Source organism: Arthrobacter dokdonellae (assembly GCF_003268655.1).
Taxonomy (GTDB): domain Bacteria; phylum Actinomycetota; class Actinomycetes; order Actinomycetales; family Micrococcaceae; genus Specibacter; species Specibacter dokdonellae.
Genome location: NZ_CP029642.1, coordinates 3,781,569 through 3,797,289 on the forward strand (window position 1 = coordinate 3,781,569; position 15,721 = coordinate 3,797,289).

Annotated in this window: 9 protein-coding genes; 4 read left to right on the plus strand and 5 right to left on the minus strand. The window is 69.6% G+C overall.

Annotation, left to right across the window (positions count from 1 at the left end):
- Positions 1-117 precede the first annotated feature (117 nt).
- The gene (locus DMB86_RS16815) at positions 118-1,212 is read left to right on the plus strand and encodes a TOMM precursor leader peptide-binding protein (protein WP_113718799.1); all 1,095 of its coding nucleotides are present in this window, start codon (positions 118-120) and stop codon (positions 1,210-1,212) included.
- On the opposite strand, the gene DMB86_RS16820 is transcribed toward DMB86_RS16815, so the two are convergent.
- Together DMB86_RS16820 and nudC are read right to left on the minus strand one after the other, a co-directional pair.
- A complete protein-coding gene (locus DMB86_RS16820) occupies positions 1,173-3,302 on the minus strand; it encodes an ATP-dependent DNA helicase UvrD2 (protein ID WP_113719653.1) in 2,130 nt (709 codons plus the stop codon). The genes DMB86_RS16815 and DMB86_RS16820 overlap by 40 nt on opposite strands.
- 14 nt (positions 3,303-3,316) lie before the next feature.
- Positions 3,317-4,357: an NAD(+) diphosphatase gene (nudC, locus tag DMB86_RS16825; protein WP_113718800.1), complete on the minus strand. Its 1,041-nt coding sequence runs from the start codon at positions 4,355-4,357 to the stop codon at positions 3,317-3,319.
- A gap of 154 nt (positions 4,358-4,511) precedes the next feature.
- On the opposite strand from nudC, the gene DMB86_RS16830 reads away from it, so the two are divergent.
- Positions 4,512-5,705, plus strand: coding sequence for a macrolide 2'-phosphotransferase (locus DMB86_RS16830; RefSeq protein ID WP_113718801.1), 1,194 nt, complete (start codon positions 4,512-4,514; stop codon positions 5,703-5,705).
- 625 nt (positions 5,706-6,330) lie between these two features.
- On the opposite strand, the gene DMB86_RS16835 is transcribed toward DMB86_RS16830, so the two are convergent.
- The 3 genes from DMB86_RS16835 to DMB86_RS16845 are packed head-to-tail and all read right to left on the minus strand — an operon-like array spanning position 6,331 to position 13,624.
- Positions 6,331-9,894, minus strand: coding sequence for an ATP-dependent helicase (locus DMB86_RS16835; RefSeq protein WP_113718802.1), 3,564 nt, complete (start codon positions 9,892-9,894; stop codon positions 6,331-6,333).
- Positions 9,891-13,184, minus strand: coding sequence for an ATP-dependent helicase (locus tag DMB86_RS16840; RefSeq protein ID WP_113718803.1), 3,294 nt, complete (start codon positions 13,182-13,184; stop codon positions 9,891-9,893). The genes DMB86_RS16835 and DMB86_RS16840 overlap by 4 nt, the downstream gene beginning before the upstream one ends.
- On the minus strand, positions 13,181-13,624 hold the full coding sequence (locus DMB86_RS16845) for an MGMT family protein (RefSeq protein WP_113718804.1): 444 nt from the start codon (positions 13,622-13,624) through the stop codon (positions 13,181-13,183). The genes DMB86_RS16840 and DMB86_RS16845 overlap by 4 nt, the downstream gene beginning before the upstream one ends.
- An 84-nt stretch (positions 13,625-13,708) precedes the next feature.
- Between DMB86_RS16845 and DMB86_RS16850 the strand changes: the two genes are divergently transcribed.
- The gene (locus tag DMB86_RS16850) at positions 13,709-14,422 is read left to right on the plus strand and encodes a 3'-5' exonuclease (protein ID WP_113718805.1); all 714 of its coding nucleotides are present in this window, start codon (positions 13,709-13,711) and stop codon (positions 14,420-14,422) included.
- 311 nt (positions 14,423-14,733) lie between these two features.
- Entirely contained in the window at positions 14,734-15,666 is a 933-nt protein-coding gene (locus tag DMB86_RS16855) for an ABC transporter substrate-binding protein (RefSeq protein ID WP_113718806.1), read from the plus strand.
- Positions 15,667-15,721 lie beyond the last annotated feature (55 nt).

Sequence of the window (15,721 nt, forward strand, 5' to 3'; positions counted from 1 at the left end):
CTGTGGACAACTGCGGCTTGTGGATAACTCCAAGCGGGGGCGGGGCCGCTGTGCCAAGATCGAACGTGAGGGCCGCGGCCGGACAGCCACGGCAACGGACCGCGTTGGGAGGCGGCAATGACGACGATCAATCCCGGACTTCGCATGGTCACGAGGGGTGCCGGGAGCATACAAATCGGTGTGGGGCCCGGCGGCACCATCGTCGACGGTCTCCAGCCGGCAGACCTGCGATTCATCGAGGCGCTGCGGCAGGGCACGCCTGACGGCCAGGCCCTGGCGACCGCCCGGGCATGCGGGCTGGACGAGGCACGGGCCAAGGACATTTGTGCCAGCCTGCGCGGCGTCCTCGTCAGCGACGGCGAGCTGCGCACGCAGGGCTTCCGGGCGGAGCGCCTCCGGCCGGAACATTCCTCCTTGCTCGGCCTGCACCGGGGATCAAGCCGCGGCTACATGGACAGGCGGGAACGCGGCGTCGTCCACGTCATTGGGCTCGGGCGCACGGGTGCGGCGCTGGCACTGGCGCTGGCCAGCGCGGGCGTGGGAACCGTCCTGCTCGAAGATGACAGTCCCGTCTCCGCGGTCGACGTCAGCCCCGGTTCATTCAGGCTCGCGGACATTGGCCTGCCGCGGTCGGCCGCCGTCCGTAGGCACCTTTTGGCGCTGGATCCCCGCTGCCATGCGCATGTTGTGCACGCCGGCGGCTCCGGGGCGCCGGACATGCGTTGCCTGGACTTGGCCGTGGTGGTGGCCCACGACGCCGTCGGCGCGGCGACGTCGGCCCGCTTCATGAGCACCGACAGGCCCCACCTCGTCGTGCTGGTGCGGGAGCAGGACGGCGTTGTGGGGCCGCTGGTCCTGCCGGGCGACACAGCCTGTGCGGAGTGCGTGGAACGCCACCGCGGCGCCAACGATCCCTTATGGCTCCAGATGTGCGAAGAGCTCGCGAAGGGCGGGGGGCCACTGCAGGAGCCGGGCGCGCAGCACGGCGGCCTGGAGGATGCCGCCCTGTCGACGGCCCTCGCCGGCACGGCGGCCGCCCAGACACTGCTCTTCCTCGACGCCGTCAACCGGCCCAGCGCATGGTCCGCCGTCCTGACGTTCCACCGGGACAATGGCCGCTGGAGCAGGGAAGAGTTCACGGCGCACCCGGGATGCGGCTGCCAGCTGCAGCGTCATGCGCTGGAGACGATCGCCAGAACGGCCTCGCCGTAGCGTTCCAGCTTCGACGGCCCTACCCCCGGGAGCGCGGACAGCGCCTGCAGGTCTTCAGGAGCGGCCTCCGCAATGGCCATGAGCGTGGCGTCGGTGAACACCACGAACGCCGGCACTTCAGCGCTGGCCGCCTCCTTCAGCCGCCAGGCCCGCAGTTCCTCAAAGACCGCTTCGTCGTACCCGGCCGGACAGGTGGAGCAGCGGCCCAGCTTGCGTTCGGCGCCGGTGGTGAGCACCTTGCCGCAGGCCCGGCACACGGACGGAGCTGCCGTCTTGCGGGGCTTTCGCGCGGTGGTCTGCCGCTGGCCGGCGGGGCCGCCGCCCGTGGAATTGGGACGCAGCCCGTCCAGGAAGCGCGACGGCCTGCGGTTTGCACGGCCGCCCGGCGTGCGGGCGGTGGACCAGGAAAAGTTCAGGAATTCCCGCGCGCGGGTGACGCCCACGTACAGCAGCCGGCGTTCCTCATCCACGGTTTCGGGGGTGTCGGCGAAGGAGATGGGCATCAGGCCCTCACTCAGGCCCACCAGGAACACGGCATCCCATTCCAGGCCCTTGGCCGAGTGCAGCGAAGCCAGCGTCACCCCCTGCACGGTGGGCGCGTGCTGGGCGGAGGCGCGCTCGGTCAGCTCGGCGACGAAGTCCACCAGGGTAAAGGCGTGCTCGGGCGTGCTGCGGGAACCGACCAGGTCATCCGCCAGCGCCACCAGGGCCGAAAGTGATTCCCACCGCTCGCGCACGGCACCGCCGCCGGTGGGCGCCTCGGCCTGCCAGCCCAGATTGCCCAGGATGTCGCGGACCAGCTGCCCCAGCGGCTCGTCCTCGGCCGCGCGGGACGCGGCCCGCAGCTGCAGGATGCCGTCGCGGACTTCCTTGCGGGCAAAGAACCGCTCCCCGCCGCGCAGCTGGTAGCCTACGCCGGCGCGGGACAGCGCCTGCTCATAGGCTTCGGACTGGCCGTTGGTGCGGAACAGGACCGCGATTTCGCTGGCCGGGGTCCCATGGTCAATGAGAATCTTGATACGCGCGGCGACGGCGGCGGCCTCCGCCTCATCGTCGGAGCATTCAAGGAATTCGGGAGACGGGCCGCCGGGACGCTGGGCCAGCAGTTGCAGCGGCGCCGACCACAGGGCGTCCGCCGCCAGGCCTCCGCTTCGCCGGTTGGCCAGCAGCGAGTTGGCCAAGCCCACCACCTGGGGCGTGGAACGGTAGTCGCGGACCAGCCGCACCACATTGGCCGCAGGGTAGCGCGCCGGGAAATCCAGCAGGTGCCGCGGGGTGGCGCCCGTGAAGGAGTAGATCGTCTGGCTGGCGTCGCCGACCACGCACAGTTCCTCCCGGCCGCCCAGCCACAGGTCAAGCATGCGCTGCTGCAGCGGGGAAACGTCCTGGTACTCGTCCACCACAAAGTGCCGGTACTGGTCCCTGACGGTGGCCGCCACGCGCGCGTCCTCCTGCAGGATGCCGACGGTGATCAGCAGCACGTCCTCAAAGTCGATGAGGTTCCGGTCCGCCTTGACGTCTTCATACGCCTGGAAGAGGCGTCCGACGGCGACCGTGTCCAGGCCCCCCGGCTCGCCCCTGTCCTGGGCCTTGGCCAGATAGGTTTCCGGCGTCAGCATCGAGACCTTTGCCCATTCGACCTCGGCGGCGAGGTCGCGGATGGCGGCCCGGTCCGTGGGCAGGCGCAGCCTGCGGGCGGCCTCGCCAATGATCTGGGCCTTGTGCTCAAGCAGTCCCGGCAGCTGGCCGCCGACGGCGTGGGGCCAGAAATACTGCAGCTGGCGCAGCGCCGCGGCGTGGAAGGTACGGGCCTGCACGGTCCCGACGCCGAGATCGCGCAGCCGTGTGCGCATTTCCGCCGCAGCCCGGGCCGTGAAGGTGACGGCCAGGAGGCGGTTGGGATTGTAGACGCCGGTGTGCACGCCGTAGGCGATCCGGTGGGTGATGGCGCGCGTCTTGCCGGTCCCGGCGCCCGCCAGGACACAGAGCGGCCCCGTCAACGTGGTGGCCACGGTGCGCTGCTCGTCGTCGAGCCCGGCCAGAATGCGTTCCTCGGCGGTGCGTTCGTCCATGACCGGCAGGCCGGTCATGCGTGGATCGTACGTCACGCCGGGCCGCCCGTGGGTGCCTTGCCGGACGCGGCCGCTTCGGCCGGCCCCCGGCCGAAGCCCGAATCCGGGCGGGCGGGCCGCTCATGGTCCAGTGCATCGCCGGGTTCCAGAATGGTGCCGCCGTACCAGCGTTCGATGAGTGCGCGGGCAATGGAGAGCCGGCGGGAGATGACGGCCTCGCCGTTAAGGACAGCCGCCTGCAGGTCGCTGCGGCTGAACCAGCGCGCCTCCCGGACCTCGGTGCCGTCAGGCACGGCCACAGCGTCATCCGTGTAGGCGACGAAGCCGAGCATGAGCGAGCGCGGGAACGGCCATGCCTGGGAACCCTCATAGTGGGTCGTGTGCAGGTGGACGCCCACTTCTTCGGCGATCTCGCGCACGGCGCCTTGTTCGGCGCTTTCACCGGCCTCAATGAACCCGGCCACGGTGGAGTAACGGTTGCTCTCCCACGCGAAATTGCTCGCGAGCAGGATTCTGTCGTCCGCGCCCACGATCGCGACGATGGCCGCGGGGTCCGTGCGCGGGAAGTGTTCGGATGCGTCGGCGGAGCAGCGACGCATCCAGCCCGAATGCTCCGGGGTGGTGGCCGCGCCGCACCGCGGACAGAAACGATGGCTCAGGTGCCAGTTCGCCACGGCCTGCGCCTCGATGAAAATGGCGGCGTCAGCTGTCCGAAGCGAGTCGCCCACGTCCCGGTACCCGGAAAACGAGGTGCCCTCAGGCACCCAGGGAAGGTCCCCGGCGTCGTCCGCCAGCACCTTCAGGACAAGGTCGGTGCCGTCCGGCAGGTACGGCTCGGAACCTGGCAGCACGCGGCCGAGGTAGACGGTGACCGCGCCGGCGGGCAGGTGCCCGGCCGCCGCCGCGGGGTCAAGGTAGGCCAGGCCGGCGCCGCTGACCAGCGCCCGGCCGCCGCGGAAGAGGACGATGCGGTGGTTGGGACTGCCCTGCACCTGGTCCAGGAACCCGGAATCGCTGCGCTGTTCACAGTTTCTATCGAGCACGGCGGCGGGGGACGGCAAGGCTTGGATCATGGTTCTACCGTACGCAGTATGGACCGCTTTTTACATTCCAGGCCGTGAATCTGTGGACACCGGACCGGTCGCCGCCGGCACGGCATCTGGCGACTCGCCGCCGCAGCCGCAGACAGTTGCCAGCTTGGCACTCTACGGTGGAGGGGTGAGACGAATGACTGCAATCGAACTGGCCGCCATCGCCAGCGCCGCCGTGCCCGGACTGAACGTGACGGCGTTTGGCCCCGAACCCGACGATGCAGCCGATTTCAGCTCCGCCCTGCTGGTGGATTCCGAGAACCGGCGTTGGCGGGTGCGCTCGCCGAAGCATGTTGAAGCCAGTGCCCGCCTGGAGACCGAACGCCAGGTCCTGAAGGCGTTCTCCCCCGCGATCAGGGCCGAGCTGCCGTTCCTGCTGCCCACGGTGGCCGGGACGGTCCGCCAGGGCGAACTCATCACCTTTGTGTATTCGCACATCGTCGGCAAACCGGAATCCATTGAGGAATTGTCCTCGGGCGGCGCCGCCCTGGCGCTGGAAATCGGTGCCGCGATCGCTGCCATCCATGACCTTCCCCAAGAACTCGTCACCCGTGCCGACCTGCCCAGCTACACCGCCAATGAGTTCAGGCAGCGCAAGCTCAACGAGCTGGACCAGGCCGCCACCACGGGCAAGATCCCCCCGTCGCTGCTGCTGCGCTGGGAACACGCCATGGAGGACGTGGCGCTGTGGCGCTTCAACGCCTCGGTGGTCCACGGTGATTTGCACGAAGACAACATTTTGTTGGACGGCCCCCGTGTCACGGCAGTCATGGGGTGGACCGATCTGCGGGTGGGCGACCCCGCGGACGACTTTGCCTGGCTCGTGGCCATCAACGACCCCGCGTTCGTGGACACCGTCATGCAGGCTTATGCTGCCGCGCGCCACGAGACCCCGGATCCGCACCTGCTGCGCCGTGCCGCGCTGAGCGCCGAATTTGCCTTGGCCCAGTGGCTGGTCAAGGGCGTCGCCGCGGATTCGGCCCGCATGGTGGCCGACGCCCAAGGCATGCTGGCCACGCTGAAAGCCGACATCGACACCCACGGCGGCCAGCCCATCAGCACCGAGCCTGCGCCGCTGGTCGAGGTCCCGGCTGCCGAGGTGCCAGCTGCCGAGGTCCCGTCCGGGACCAGGGATGACGCGGCCACGGGAACCATTCCCGTGGTCAAACCCGCCGCGACCGGGAACGACGCCGGTGCGGCGCCCGCCGTCGAACAGGCGACCACGGCGGGCGCCGCACCGGATGACCGCACTCCTGGAGCCGGCTCAGGTGAGGACCTCGACACGACGGCCATGAAGGTTATTCCGCTGAAGACTCCCCCGGGCACCTGATCCGGGAGTTCCCCGACTCCTGCGTACAATGTCCGCATGGGGATGAGGCAATGCGCGCTTGCAGTCACGGGAACCCTTCTTGGCGGCGTCTTGGTGCTCACCGGCTGCACGGCACCGTCCTCCAGGCAAAGTCCGCCGCCGTTTGCCGAAACCCGACCATCCAATCTCACGGCGCCCCACGGGGCCATCATCTTCGAAGTCCAGAAATCCATGGTGGAAGGGTCCCAAACTCTTGGCACATTGCTGAGGCAGTACAGCGGCAAGGGGCCGGCGGTGCTGCACGTTCCACCACTCGCCAATGGCCAAAAACGCTTGGGTTTTACGGTTATCTGCAGCGGCTCCAGTCAATGGACGGTTTCCGTTGACCAAGTGGGGCCGGGAGGATCTAGCGGCACCTGTTCCATGAAGGGTGGCATCAGCACGAGCTACGCCCTCCCTGTGCCGACGAAGGAGAGCATCATCAAGGTCGCCGTAGCCGCAGACGCGGACGTCTGGGTCACGGTGTATTCCACGAAGTAGCGCCCTCGCCCGCTTTCGGGCGCCATTGTACGGATATGGCAGGCAGCCGCGGATGCCTCCCACCGAATGTGCACAACCGGCGCAGGCGCCCCGGCCACCGGAGGGCTCAGTCACCGGGACTGTAGGCGCGGGTGACGATCGCCTCGAGTTCCTCCTTGCCTGCCAGGTCCACGGGCCGGATCAGCTTGTCCTGCCCGACGTAGTAGAACGCTGCCCGGACCTGATCCAGCGGAACGCCTTTCAACCGGGACCAGGCCAACCTGTACACGGCCAGCTGCACGCCGCGCACCGCCAGCTGCGCCTTGGACGGGACCTTGCCGGTCTTCCAGTCGATCAGGTCCCAGCCGCCGTCCTCGTCCCGGAAGACGGCGTCAATACGCCCCCGGACCACGACGTCGGCCACGCGCGTTTCGATGGGCACCTCCAGTTCCGCCGGGATCCGCCGGGCCCACGCCGAATTCTTGAACGTATCCTGCATGTCCGCCAGGCCGTAGGCCTCGTCAACGTGGGCATCCGCGCCGGGCGCCTCGTCGAGGTCCAGCTGGCCGGTGGCGCCAAAGTACTCCTCAATCCAGGCGTGGAACGCGGTGCCCCGGCGCGCGGCCATGCCCGGCTTGGTCGGCACGGGGCGGCGCATGGCCCGCGTGACCTTCTCCGCGTCCTCGCCCAACGCCACCAGGCGTGAGGCGGAAATGTGCGGCGGCAGCTCCACCCGCAGCTGGTCGGATTCCACCTTTTCCTGCGCGAGCAGCACGGCCGTTTCGCGGCCCCACCGCGGATTCGCCGCCAGGAAGGCGGATGTCCCGACCTCATGTGGCATGGGCGCACCCGGGCGGGGGTTCCCTGGCCGAGGCACGAGGCTAGGGCCGGAGCGGTGGTTATCTCCAACCTCAACGACCGCGCTGCGGTGGTTATCTCCAACCTCAACGGAGGCGGCGCGGACTGCGGCGGCGGACGCCTCCACGTTGGCCCGCCGGCCCGCGCGGGCCGCGACGCCGGTGCGCCCGAGGATGGCGGGTCCGTTGAGGGGATCGTAGGGCCACTCCGCCGTTTCCTCCCCGGCGCTGACCGGGTTTTCGGCGCCCTCTTCGGGATCATCCACCCACGTACCGACGCTGGCGGTCTGGGCGGCGCCCGAGGCCAGGGGCAGCAGCTCCGAGAGGAACAGCGACGGTTCCAGCGGCGCCTTGGCGCTCCCCCATACCGTGGAGCTGCACATCAAAAAGTCCCGTGACCGCGTGAACGCCACATAGGCCAGCCGGCGTTCCTCCTCCTCGGCATGGAGCTTCACGTCATCGGCGAAGAGTTTCTCATGCTCCAGGAGCGTCTTGAGGTCCGGCACGTTGGTGTCCCAGGCGGGGAGGTCCTCCCGGTCCCCGCGCAGCGGCCAGGGCAGCGATTTGGCGCCCGTGGTCCACCGGTCCGCCTTGGCGCTGGGGAAGGCCCCGGCGTTCAGGCCCGGCACAAAAACCACATCCCATTCCAACCCCTTGGAGGCGTGGACGGTCAGCAGCTGAACGGCGTCCGGGTTGGCCTCCACCGCGGCCAGTTCCAGGCCGCCCTCCTCGGCCTCCGCCGTCTCCAGCCAGGCCAAAAACGCCGTCAGGTCCACCCGTTCGGCCGCCTGCATGAACGTGGCCGCGGCGTCGGCAAAGGCGTCGAGGTTCCGCCTGGCGTGGTGGATGCTGGAGCCCGGCTTGGCGGCCAGCTCGATGTCCAGCAGCATGGTCCGCTCCACCGTACCGATCAAGTTGCTCAGGTCGTCGCCCACAAAGGTCCGCAGGAGCCGCAGTTCGTCGCGCAGGTCCAGCAGCCGCGTGCGCGCCGTGTCCGTCAGCGGCCGGGCGGCCTCGGGCCAAAACGTGGGGCTGAGGTAGTCCAGAGCCTCCACCAGGGAGGCGGAATCGACGACGTCGGACGTCACCACCGCCTCTTCCGCCGCCCCGGGCGCCTCCCCGGCGTCCAGACGGTCTGGCCCCGGCCCGCCGCCCTCCAGCACCGCGGCGTCAAAGACCAGGCGGTTCCTGGCCGCCCACTCGCGACGCCGGGCCAGGTACCGGGACCAGTCGGCAAAGGCCATCAGGTCGGCCGGGCCAATCCGCCACCGGGCACCGGTCAGCAGCCGCATGAGCGAATCCGAGCGCCCGGGATCGGCGATGACCCGTAGCGTGGCTACGAGGTCCACAATTTCCGGCGTGGACAGCAGGCCGCCCAGGCCGACGATCTCGTACGGGATGCCGCGGGCGTCAAACACCGACTGGAACGTGGCGAACTGCGCGCGCCGGCGGCACAGCACGGACACCGTCATGGCACCCAGGGCGCCGCGGCGGGAGGTGAAGTCCCCCTTCCTGTCCAGGATTTCCGCGGCCACGGCCTCCGCCTCCGCCAGTTCGGTGTCGAAGCGGGCCAGCACCACCTCCCCGTCCGGCGCATTGGGCCTTTCGCGCAGCGGCGACACCACCACGCGCGGCCCGGCCGCGGCGCGCTCCGCCCCGGTCAGCCCGGCCGCGAGCCGGACGTTGGCCTTGCGTTCCTGCGCGGCCGTGAGCTCGGCGGACATGACGTTGGCGGCGGAGAGGATGTGCGCGGAGTTGCGCCACGCAATGGTGAGCTCGGCTGTCGGCGCCCAGCCGCCGTCGTCCTTGACAAAGATTTCCGGGAAGCGGAACAGCTGGCCGGCGGAGGCGCCGCGGAAGCCGTAGATGGACTGGTGGGGATCGCCGACGGCGGTGACGGGGTGGCCGCCGCCGAACAGCTGGGCGAAGAGCTGCAGCTGGGCGTGGGAGGTGTCCTGGAATTCGTCCAGCAGCACCACCTTGAAGCGCTGGCGCTCCGTCTCCCCGGCATGGGGGACATCCCGCGCAATCCTGGCGGCCAGCGCCACGAGGTCGCCGTAGTCCAAGGCATTGCGGCGCCGCTTGGCCTCGGCGTAGCGCTGGACCAGGTCCACCACGGTGCCGCGGGTGCGCAGGACGTCCAGCAACTTCCCGGCGGCCTGGGTGCGCGTCTTGGCGGTCCCGTCGATGTATGGCAGCGCCTCAAACCCGGCCACCCAGGTGTCCAGTTCGGTCCGCACGTACGGCGGCTCCTGGAGGTGCTCGGCGCATTCGCCGGACAGGTCCATGACGGACTGGATGAGCGTGGACTTGGCCGCCGTGAAGTGCTCGTGGCCGCCGTCGTGCGCCTCGACGACGTCGCTGGCCAGCTGCCAGGCCTCGGCGGCACCGAGGACCACGGCGTCGCGCTCAATGCCGAGGCGCAGCCCATAGTCGGTGACGATGCCGCTGGCGTAGGAGTGGTAGGTGGAGACCTTCGGTTCCAGGGCGTCGCGTGCGGCCGCCGCGGGGGCCAGCTCCGCCACTCCGGACCGGGCCAGCGTGCCGAGCTTGGCCAGCTGTCCCCGGATGCGCGAGGCGAGCTCGCCGGCGGCCTTGCGGGTGAAGGTGACGCCGAGGATTTCTTCCGGCCGAACCAGCCCGTTGGCCACCAGCCACACCACGCGGTCCGCCATGGTGGTGGTCTTGCCCGAGCCGGCGCCGGCAATGACCAGCAGCGGCTCCAGGGGTGAGCAGATGATGGCCGCCTGTTCGTCCGTGGGCGGGAACTGTCCCAGGAGTTCGGCGAGCTCGAAGGGGCTCAGCAGGGTGTCCACGGCGGCGGGCTGGCTCATTCGGTGACCTGCTTTCCTTCTCGGCACAGCGGGCAGATGGTGGGCAGCGGGCAGCCGCTGCGTTCGGTCCAGTCAGCGCCGTGGCGGGCCGGAAACGCAGCCTGCGCCATGAGGTGCGCGGCGCGCAGGACCTCGGGGGTGGCCCAGTCGTCGTGTCCTGCCGTGAGGGCCGCCTGGTCCTGGGTCGTCACGGCCTTCGTGCCGTCGCCCAGTGGCAGCAGTGCCGCGCCGCCGGGCCTCGGGTCCGCGATGCCCGCGGCGGCGGCTTCCTCCCGGAACGCCCCGGCCAGCACGGCCGCCTGGTACGCACCCAGCTGCAGGTGCGTGGCAAGTTCGGCCCTGGTGGGCTTGTGCCGCCCGGTCTTGAGGTCCACCACCACCAGCCTTCCGGCGGCGTCGGCCTCCAGCCGGTCCACCTGCCCTCGCAGCCGCGCCATGCGCCCATCCGCGGGAATTTCCACGTCAAAGTCAAGTTCGACGCCGACCAGGGTGCGCCCCTGCTGCCGGGCGTCGACCACGTACTGGGCCAGCTTCCGCAGCATCTCCTGGGCGCGTTCATAGTCCTTTTCCGCCTCCCAGCTGTCCCCCATGCCGAGCGACGGCCAGCGGCGCTCCAGCTCCTCGAGGTATTCGTGGCCGGCGCCGTCCGGGATCTGTTCGGCGATGGAGTGGATGAGCGTGCCCAGGCTGCGGGCGAAGTCGGTGACGGCTTCTCCCCCGGCGGCCTTGACAAACCAGTTCAACGGCGACTTCAGCACCGCCTCCACCTTCGACGGCGAGACCGTCACGGGTTCGCCGTCGGCCACGACGGGCGCGTCGGTGCTCAGCGGCAACAGCCCCCACCACTGGGAGGGATCGGCGCCGGGCACGGTCTCGGCGGCCAGCGCGGCCAGCATGCGGGCGGCCTCGGGATCGGCGTGCGTCTCCGATTCCTGGCGCAGCTCCGCCACCAGCGAGCGCAGCGTCATGGGCCGGGGCACCTGCTCCACGGGGCGGACGGGGTACTGGGACTCGCCGCCGGAATCGGTCACGGGGACATACGGGGCGGCCAGTTCCAGGAACTGCGACGGCTGCAGGTCGTGGCCGGAGGCGCCGGTGAGGATCAGCAGCCTTCCCGCCCGGGAAATGGCGGCGGCAAAGCTGCGGAGTTCGTCGTAGCGGACGTCGCGCAGGCGCGCCGCCGGGTCGACCTGCCGGGCCGCCTGCGGGCCGTGCTCCAGCACGTCCACCAGGAACTGGCTGCCCAACAGCTCGCCGCGCAGCCGCGTGTTGGGCCATACGCCTTCCTGCAGTCCGGCCACGATCACCACCGGCCACTCCCGCCCGGCCGCGCTGGCCGGCGTCAGGATCTCCACGGCGTCCGCCCGCTGTGCGCGGGCCGCCAGGGTGTCCATGGGCAGTTCCTGGCTGAGCAGGTACTCCAGGAACTGCCGCGGCGTGGAGCCGGGCAGCTGGTCAACGTATCTTTCGGCGGTCTGGAACAACGCCATGACCGCGTCCAGGTCGCGGTCCGCCCGCACGCCCGTGGGACCGCCGCGCAGCGCCTGGGCCTCCCAGGTTCCGGAGCAGTCCGAGGCCTCCCACAGGGCCCACAGCACCGTCTCGGCGTTGGCACCGGGCTCCGCGACCGCTGCCTTCCCGGCGGCCAGCATGGCCGCGATCCTGCCCGCGTTCTGCGCCTCCCAGCCCAGCGGGGACAGCATTTCCGGGTTCGCGAGCGCCTCCACGAGCAGTTCGTCGCTGGCCCGCCCGCCGCCGGCGCCGAGCTCCTGCTGGCGCAGCGCCTGCCGCAGCCGCCGCAGGTGAAGCGCCGTGGAACGGCCCAGTCGCGATGTCAGCAGCGATACGGCCAGTTCGGCGTCCAGCGCCTCCGGGTCAAGCGCCACCCGGAACGCCTCCAGCAGCGGCCGCACGGCGGGCTCGTCGCGGACGGGGTTCTCGGCGACGGGCACCTTGACGGGAATCCCCAGTCCGCCCAGGTACCGCTGCAGTCCGGCCAGCGCCGACCCCGTGCGCACAATCACGGCCATCTCGCCCAGCCGGTAACCGGCCAGGTGCTGCAGGTGCAGGATGCGCTCGGCCACCAGGCGCAGTTCGTGGACCTCGGAGGCCACCACATGGGCGCTGACCCCGGCCGCCCTGAAATCCGACGCCGGTCCCCCGGCCGCTGCCTGTTCCGGGGCGTCGTCGGGCCAGGCCAGCACGCGCGCCCGCTGGCCGCCACGGGCCTGGGAGATCCGCTCCGCCACGGCGGACCACGCCCCCGCGAGCTCCGGTGTCATGCGGTGTGACGTGGACAGGGTGAATTCCGCGACCGGAACGTGCGGGCCGGACAACGAGTCCCGCAGGGTGCCCACCAGGTCCGGCCGGGCCCCGCGAAAACCCTGCACCACGGTGTCCGGGGAGGCGGTGACCACAATGTCCTTGCCGCGCCCCACCAAGGACAGGAGGTCGTGGACGGAGCGGTTGGCCTCCTGGATGTCGTCAACGAGGACCAGCTGCAGCCGGGCGCGCTCCTGGGCGAGGAAATCGGCGTCGTTCCTTAGCAGCGTGGCAGCGGCCGTGATGATCCCGGCCGGGTCAAAGGAACCGGACTTGCCCCAGTCCACCACATCCCGGTATTCACCATAGAGCGAGGCGGCGGCCACCCAGTCCGGGCGGTCGTTCTCCCGGCCGAACCGGGCCAACTCTTCCGGGGCGACATCGTATTCGATGACGCGGTCGAACAGCTGGCGAATTTCCTGCCGGAAGCCGCGCGTGTCCAGGGCGTCGGCAAGCTCAGCCGGCCAGCCGGGCTCGGTGCCCAGGCCCAGCCTGTGCCCGGCCATCAGGTCCTTGATGATGAGGTCCTGCTCGGGGCCGCTCATCAGGCGCGGAGGGCCTTCGATGTGAGGCATGCGGCCCTCGACCTTGGCCCGGCGCAGCAGGTCAAAGGCGTAGGAGGACCAGGTCCGTGCCGGGGACGTGCTGAGGCTTCTGTGCAGACGCGCGCTGAAGGCGTTGCGCAGACGGGCCGCGGCCAGCCGCGACGGGGCGAGGAGGAGGGCACGCGCGGGGTCGACGGCGTCGTGCTCCATCCTTTTGACCGCGGCCTCCACCAGCACTGTTGACTTGCCCGTGCCCGGCGCGCCCCAGACCAGCACGGGGCCGGAACCGGGGACCCGCTCCACGATGGGCAGCTGGTCCGCGCTGAGCGCCGGTGCCGGACGGAGCGACGCCGGGGGCGCCACCAGCGTCAGGCGGGGCAGGTGCTTGTGGGCCGGCAATTGGTGTGGGACAGGGGAACTCATGCCCCCAGTCCATCACGCGGCTCCGACATCGCAGGCGCCGCCTTCCCTGTTCCAGGATTTTCCGCGTCCGACGCCGGCCCTTCCGCGGTGTGGAGACGGGCGGCTATCGCGTCGATGAGGTCAAAGTCCGCGTCCGAGGGAGTCCAGCGGGCCAGGTCCATGTTGACCCGCCACGCGCCGCCGTCCGCCTGGCCGCGCAGTTCGGTTGCCTCCCGGCGGTAATGGTCCAGGGCGCCGGCCTCGTGGCACAGCGGAGCCTGTCCCCCGGCCCGGATCACACGCCACCAGGGGACGGCCGAGCCGTGGCGCGACATGACGGCCCCCACCTGCCGGGGCCCGCCGCGCTCCAGCAGCGCGGCGATGTCTCCGTAGGAGAGGACCCGCCCGGCGGGGATGAGATCCACCACGTCCAAGACTGCTTCAACATACTCAGCACGCATGAACCAAGCCTAGTTCTCCACAGCCCTGCCCGTGGCATGACCTGCCCGGGCTTCGGTGTCGGTGGCTGGCGGTAGCGTTGGGGCATGACTAGCTGGAACTTGCGCCCACGGGCCGCGTTTGACTTGGAGACCACCGGCAAGGATCCCCGGGAGGCCAGGATCGTCACGGCGTCGATCGTGGTGGTGGACGAGTCCGGCGCCGTGGCGGACACCCACGAATGGCTGGCGGATCCGGGGGTGGCCATCCCCGAGGAGGCTGCCGCCATCCACGGCATCAGCACGGCCCACGCGCGCGCCAACGGCCGGCCGGTGGATGAGGTCACGGCGGAAATCGGCGCCGTGCTGGCGACGTTGTTCCAAAACGACATCCCCGTCATCGCCTTCAACGCCAGCTACGACTTCACGGTCCTGGCCAACGAGGCACGCCGCTACGGCCTGTCCGCGATGACGCCGTCCCCGGTCATCGACCCCTTCATCTGCAACAAGCATGTGGACAGGTTCCGCAAGGGCAGCCGCACGCTGGTGGCACTGTGCGAGGAATACGGCATCCCGCTCCGCGACGCCCACACCTCGGCGGCCGATGCCGAGGCCACGCTTCGGCTGGCCGACGCCCTGGTGACGAAATACAGCGCCCTGCGGCTGGAGCTGCCGGAGCTCCACGCCGCCCAGGTCGGCTGGGCCCGCGAACAGGCAGCCGACTTCCAGCAGTACCTGCGCCGTGTCAAGGACCCGCTCGCGGTCATCGAAGGGGATTGGCCCGTGTTGCTGGAATCGGGTCTGGACGCCATGACCGCATGAGCTAAATCACACAGGAATCTGCCAGCCTTCCCCGCCGCGCCGCTGCGCCGGTCCTGCGGTGCCGGGCCCGGCTGCGCCGGACACTGCCCGGCCATGTGGGCCCATCATGCACCAGATCTTCCATGAACGGCACCTTTGTTAAGCATTTGTTCGCACCCGCCACATGTACGGCACGGATGACATAATTTAGTTTCGCGGGTTGAGCCCTGCTATGCCACTCCTCCGAGTCCAGGCGAAAGCTCCCCGCACCCCGTGAAACCCGGCCGTCGCCATTTTCGATGCCGGGCACCTGCAATGAAAGTGAACGCTTGATGAAGAAATCAGCCCTGAAATGGCTCACCACCGTGCCCGTGGCGGTTGCCCTGGCCTTCTCACTGGCCGCCTGCGGCGGCGGCACCGGCGCCACCAGCTCCGGCAAGCCCACGAACGCCCTGGCCGGAAGCGACCAGAAATCCCTGGACAAGTACACCACCAAGGACGTCACCGCCCTGGACAAGATCGACACCTCCAAGCTGGGCCTGATCACCCCGGGCACCATCACGGTCGGCACGCTCTCCGACGCCCCGCCAAACATCTACATCGACAAGTCCGGCAAGTTCACCGGCTACGACAATGAGCTGCTGCGCGCCATGGCCGACAAGCTCAAGCTCAAGGTCGAGTTCAAGTCCACCGACTTCTCCGCCCTCCTGTCCCAGGTCGCCAACAAGCAGTTCGACGTCGGATCATCCTCGATCTCCACGACCGACCTGCGCCGCAAGACTGTGGGCTTCACCAACGGTTACGACTTTGGCTACATGGCCGTTGTGGCCAAGAAGGACTCGGCAGTCAAGGGCTTCAAGGACCTCAGCGCAAAGACCCGCATCGCCGTGGTCCAGGGCACCGTCCAGGACGACTATGTGACCAACACCCTCAAGCTTGAACCGGTCCGCTTCCCCGACTACAACACGGCCTACGCAAATCTGAAGACCGGCCAGGTTGACGCCTGGGTCGCGCCCTCCCAGCAGGCCACCGGGCAGGTCAAGGAAGGCGACGGCACCGCCATCGTGGAGTCAGTGGTGAACACGAAGAACTTCACCGCCTACGCCGTGAGCCCGACCAACCAGCCGCTCATTGACGCCCTGAACTCGGCCCTGGACGCCGTGATTGACGACGGCACCTGGGCCAAGCTGACCAAGCAGTGGTACCCGGACCGTGTGACCCCCAAGGACTGGACCCCCGGTTCCAAGGCAGCCAAGCTCCCGTAAGGACCTTACTTAGTGGACTTCCAGCAGTTCTTTAAAACTTTCTTTGACTGGCAGG

Excerpts from the sequence above, each read along its gene's own strand:
- DMB86_RS16840 (WP_113718803.1), bottom strand. The coding sequence starts at position 13,184 with ATGAGTTCCCCTGTCCCACACCAATTGCCGGCCCACAAGCACCTGCCC.
- DMB86_RS16855 (WP_113718806.1), top strand. The coding sequence starts at position 14,734 with ATGAAGAAATCAGCCCTGAAATGGCTCACCACCGTGCCCGTGGCGGTT.
- DMB86_RS16820 (WP_113719653.1), bottom strand. The coding sequence starts at position 3,302 with ATGACCGGCCTGCCGGTCATGGACGAACGCACCGCCGAGGAACGCATT.
- nudC (WP_113718800.1), bottom strand. The coding sequence starts at position 4,357 with ATGATCCAAGCCTTGCCGTCCCCCGCCGCCGTGCTCGATAGAAACTGT.
- DMB86_RS16815 (WP_113718799.1), top strand. The coding sequence starts at position 118 with ATGACGACGATCAATCCCGGACTTCGCATGGTCACGAGGGGTGCCGGG.
- DMB86_RS16835 (WP_113718802.1), bottom strand. The coding sequence starts at position 9,894 with ATGAGCCAGCCCGCCGCCGTGGACACCCTGCTGAGCCCCTTCGAGCTC.
- DMB86_RS16830 (WP_113718801.1), top strand. The coding sequence starts at position 4,512 with ATGACTGCAATCGAACTGGCCGCCATCGCCAGCGCCGCCGTGCCCGGA.
- DMB86_RS16845 (WP_113718804.1), bottom strand. The coding sequence starts at position 13,624 with ATGCGTGCTGAGTATGTTGAAGCAGTCTTGGACGTGGTGGATCTCATC.
- DMB86_RS16850 (WP_113718805.1), top strand. The coding sequence starts at position 13,709 with ATGACTAGCTGGAACTTGCGCCCACGGGCCGCGTTTGACTTGGAGACC.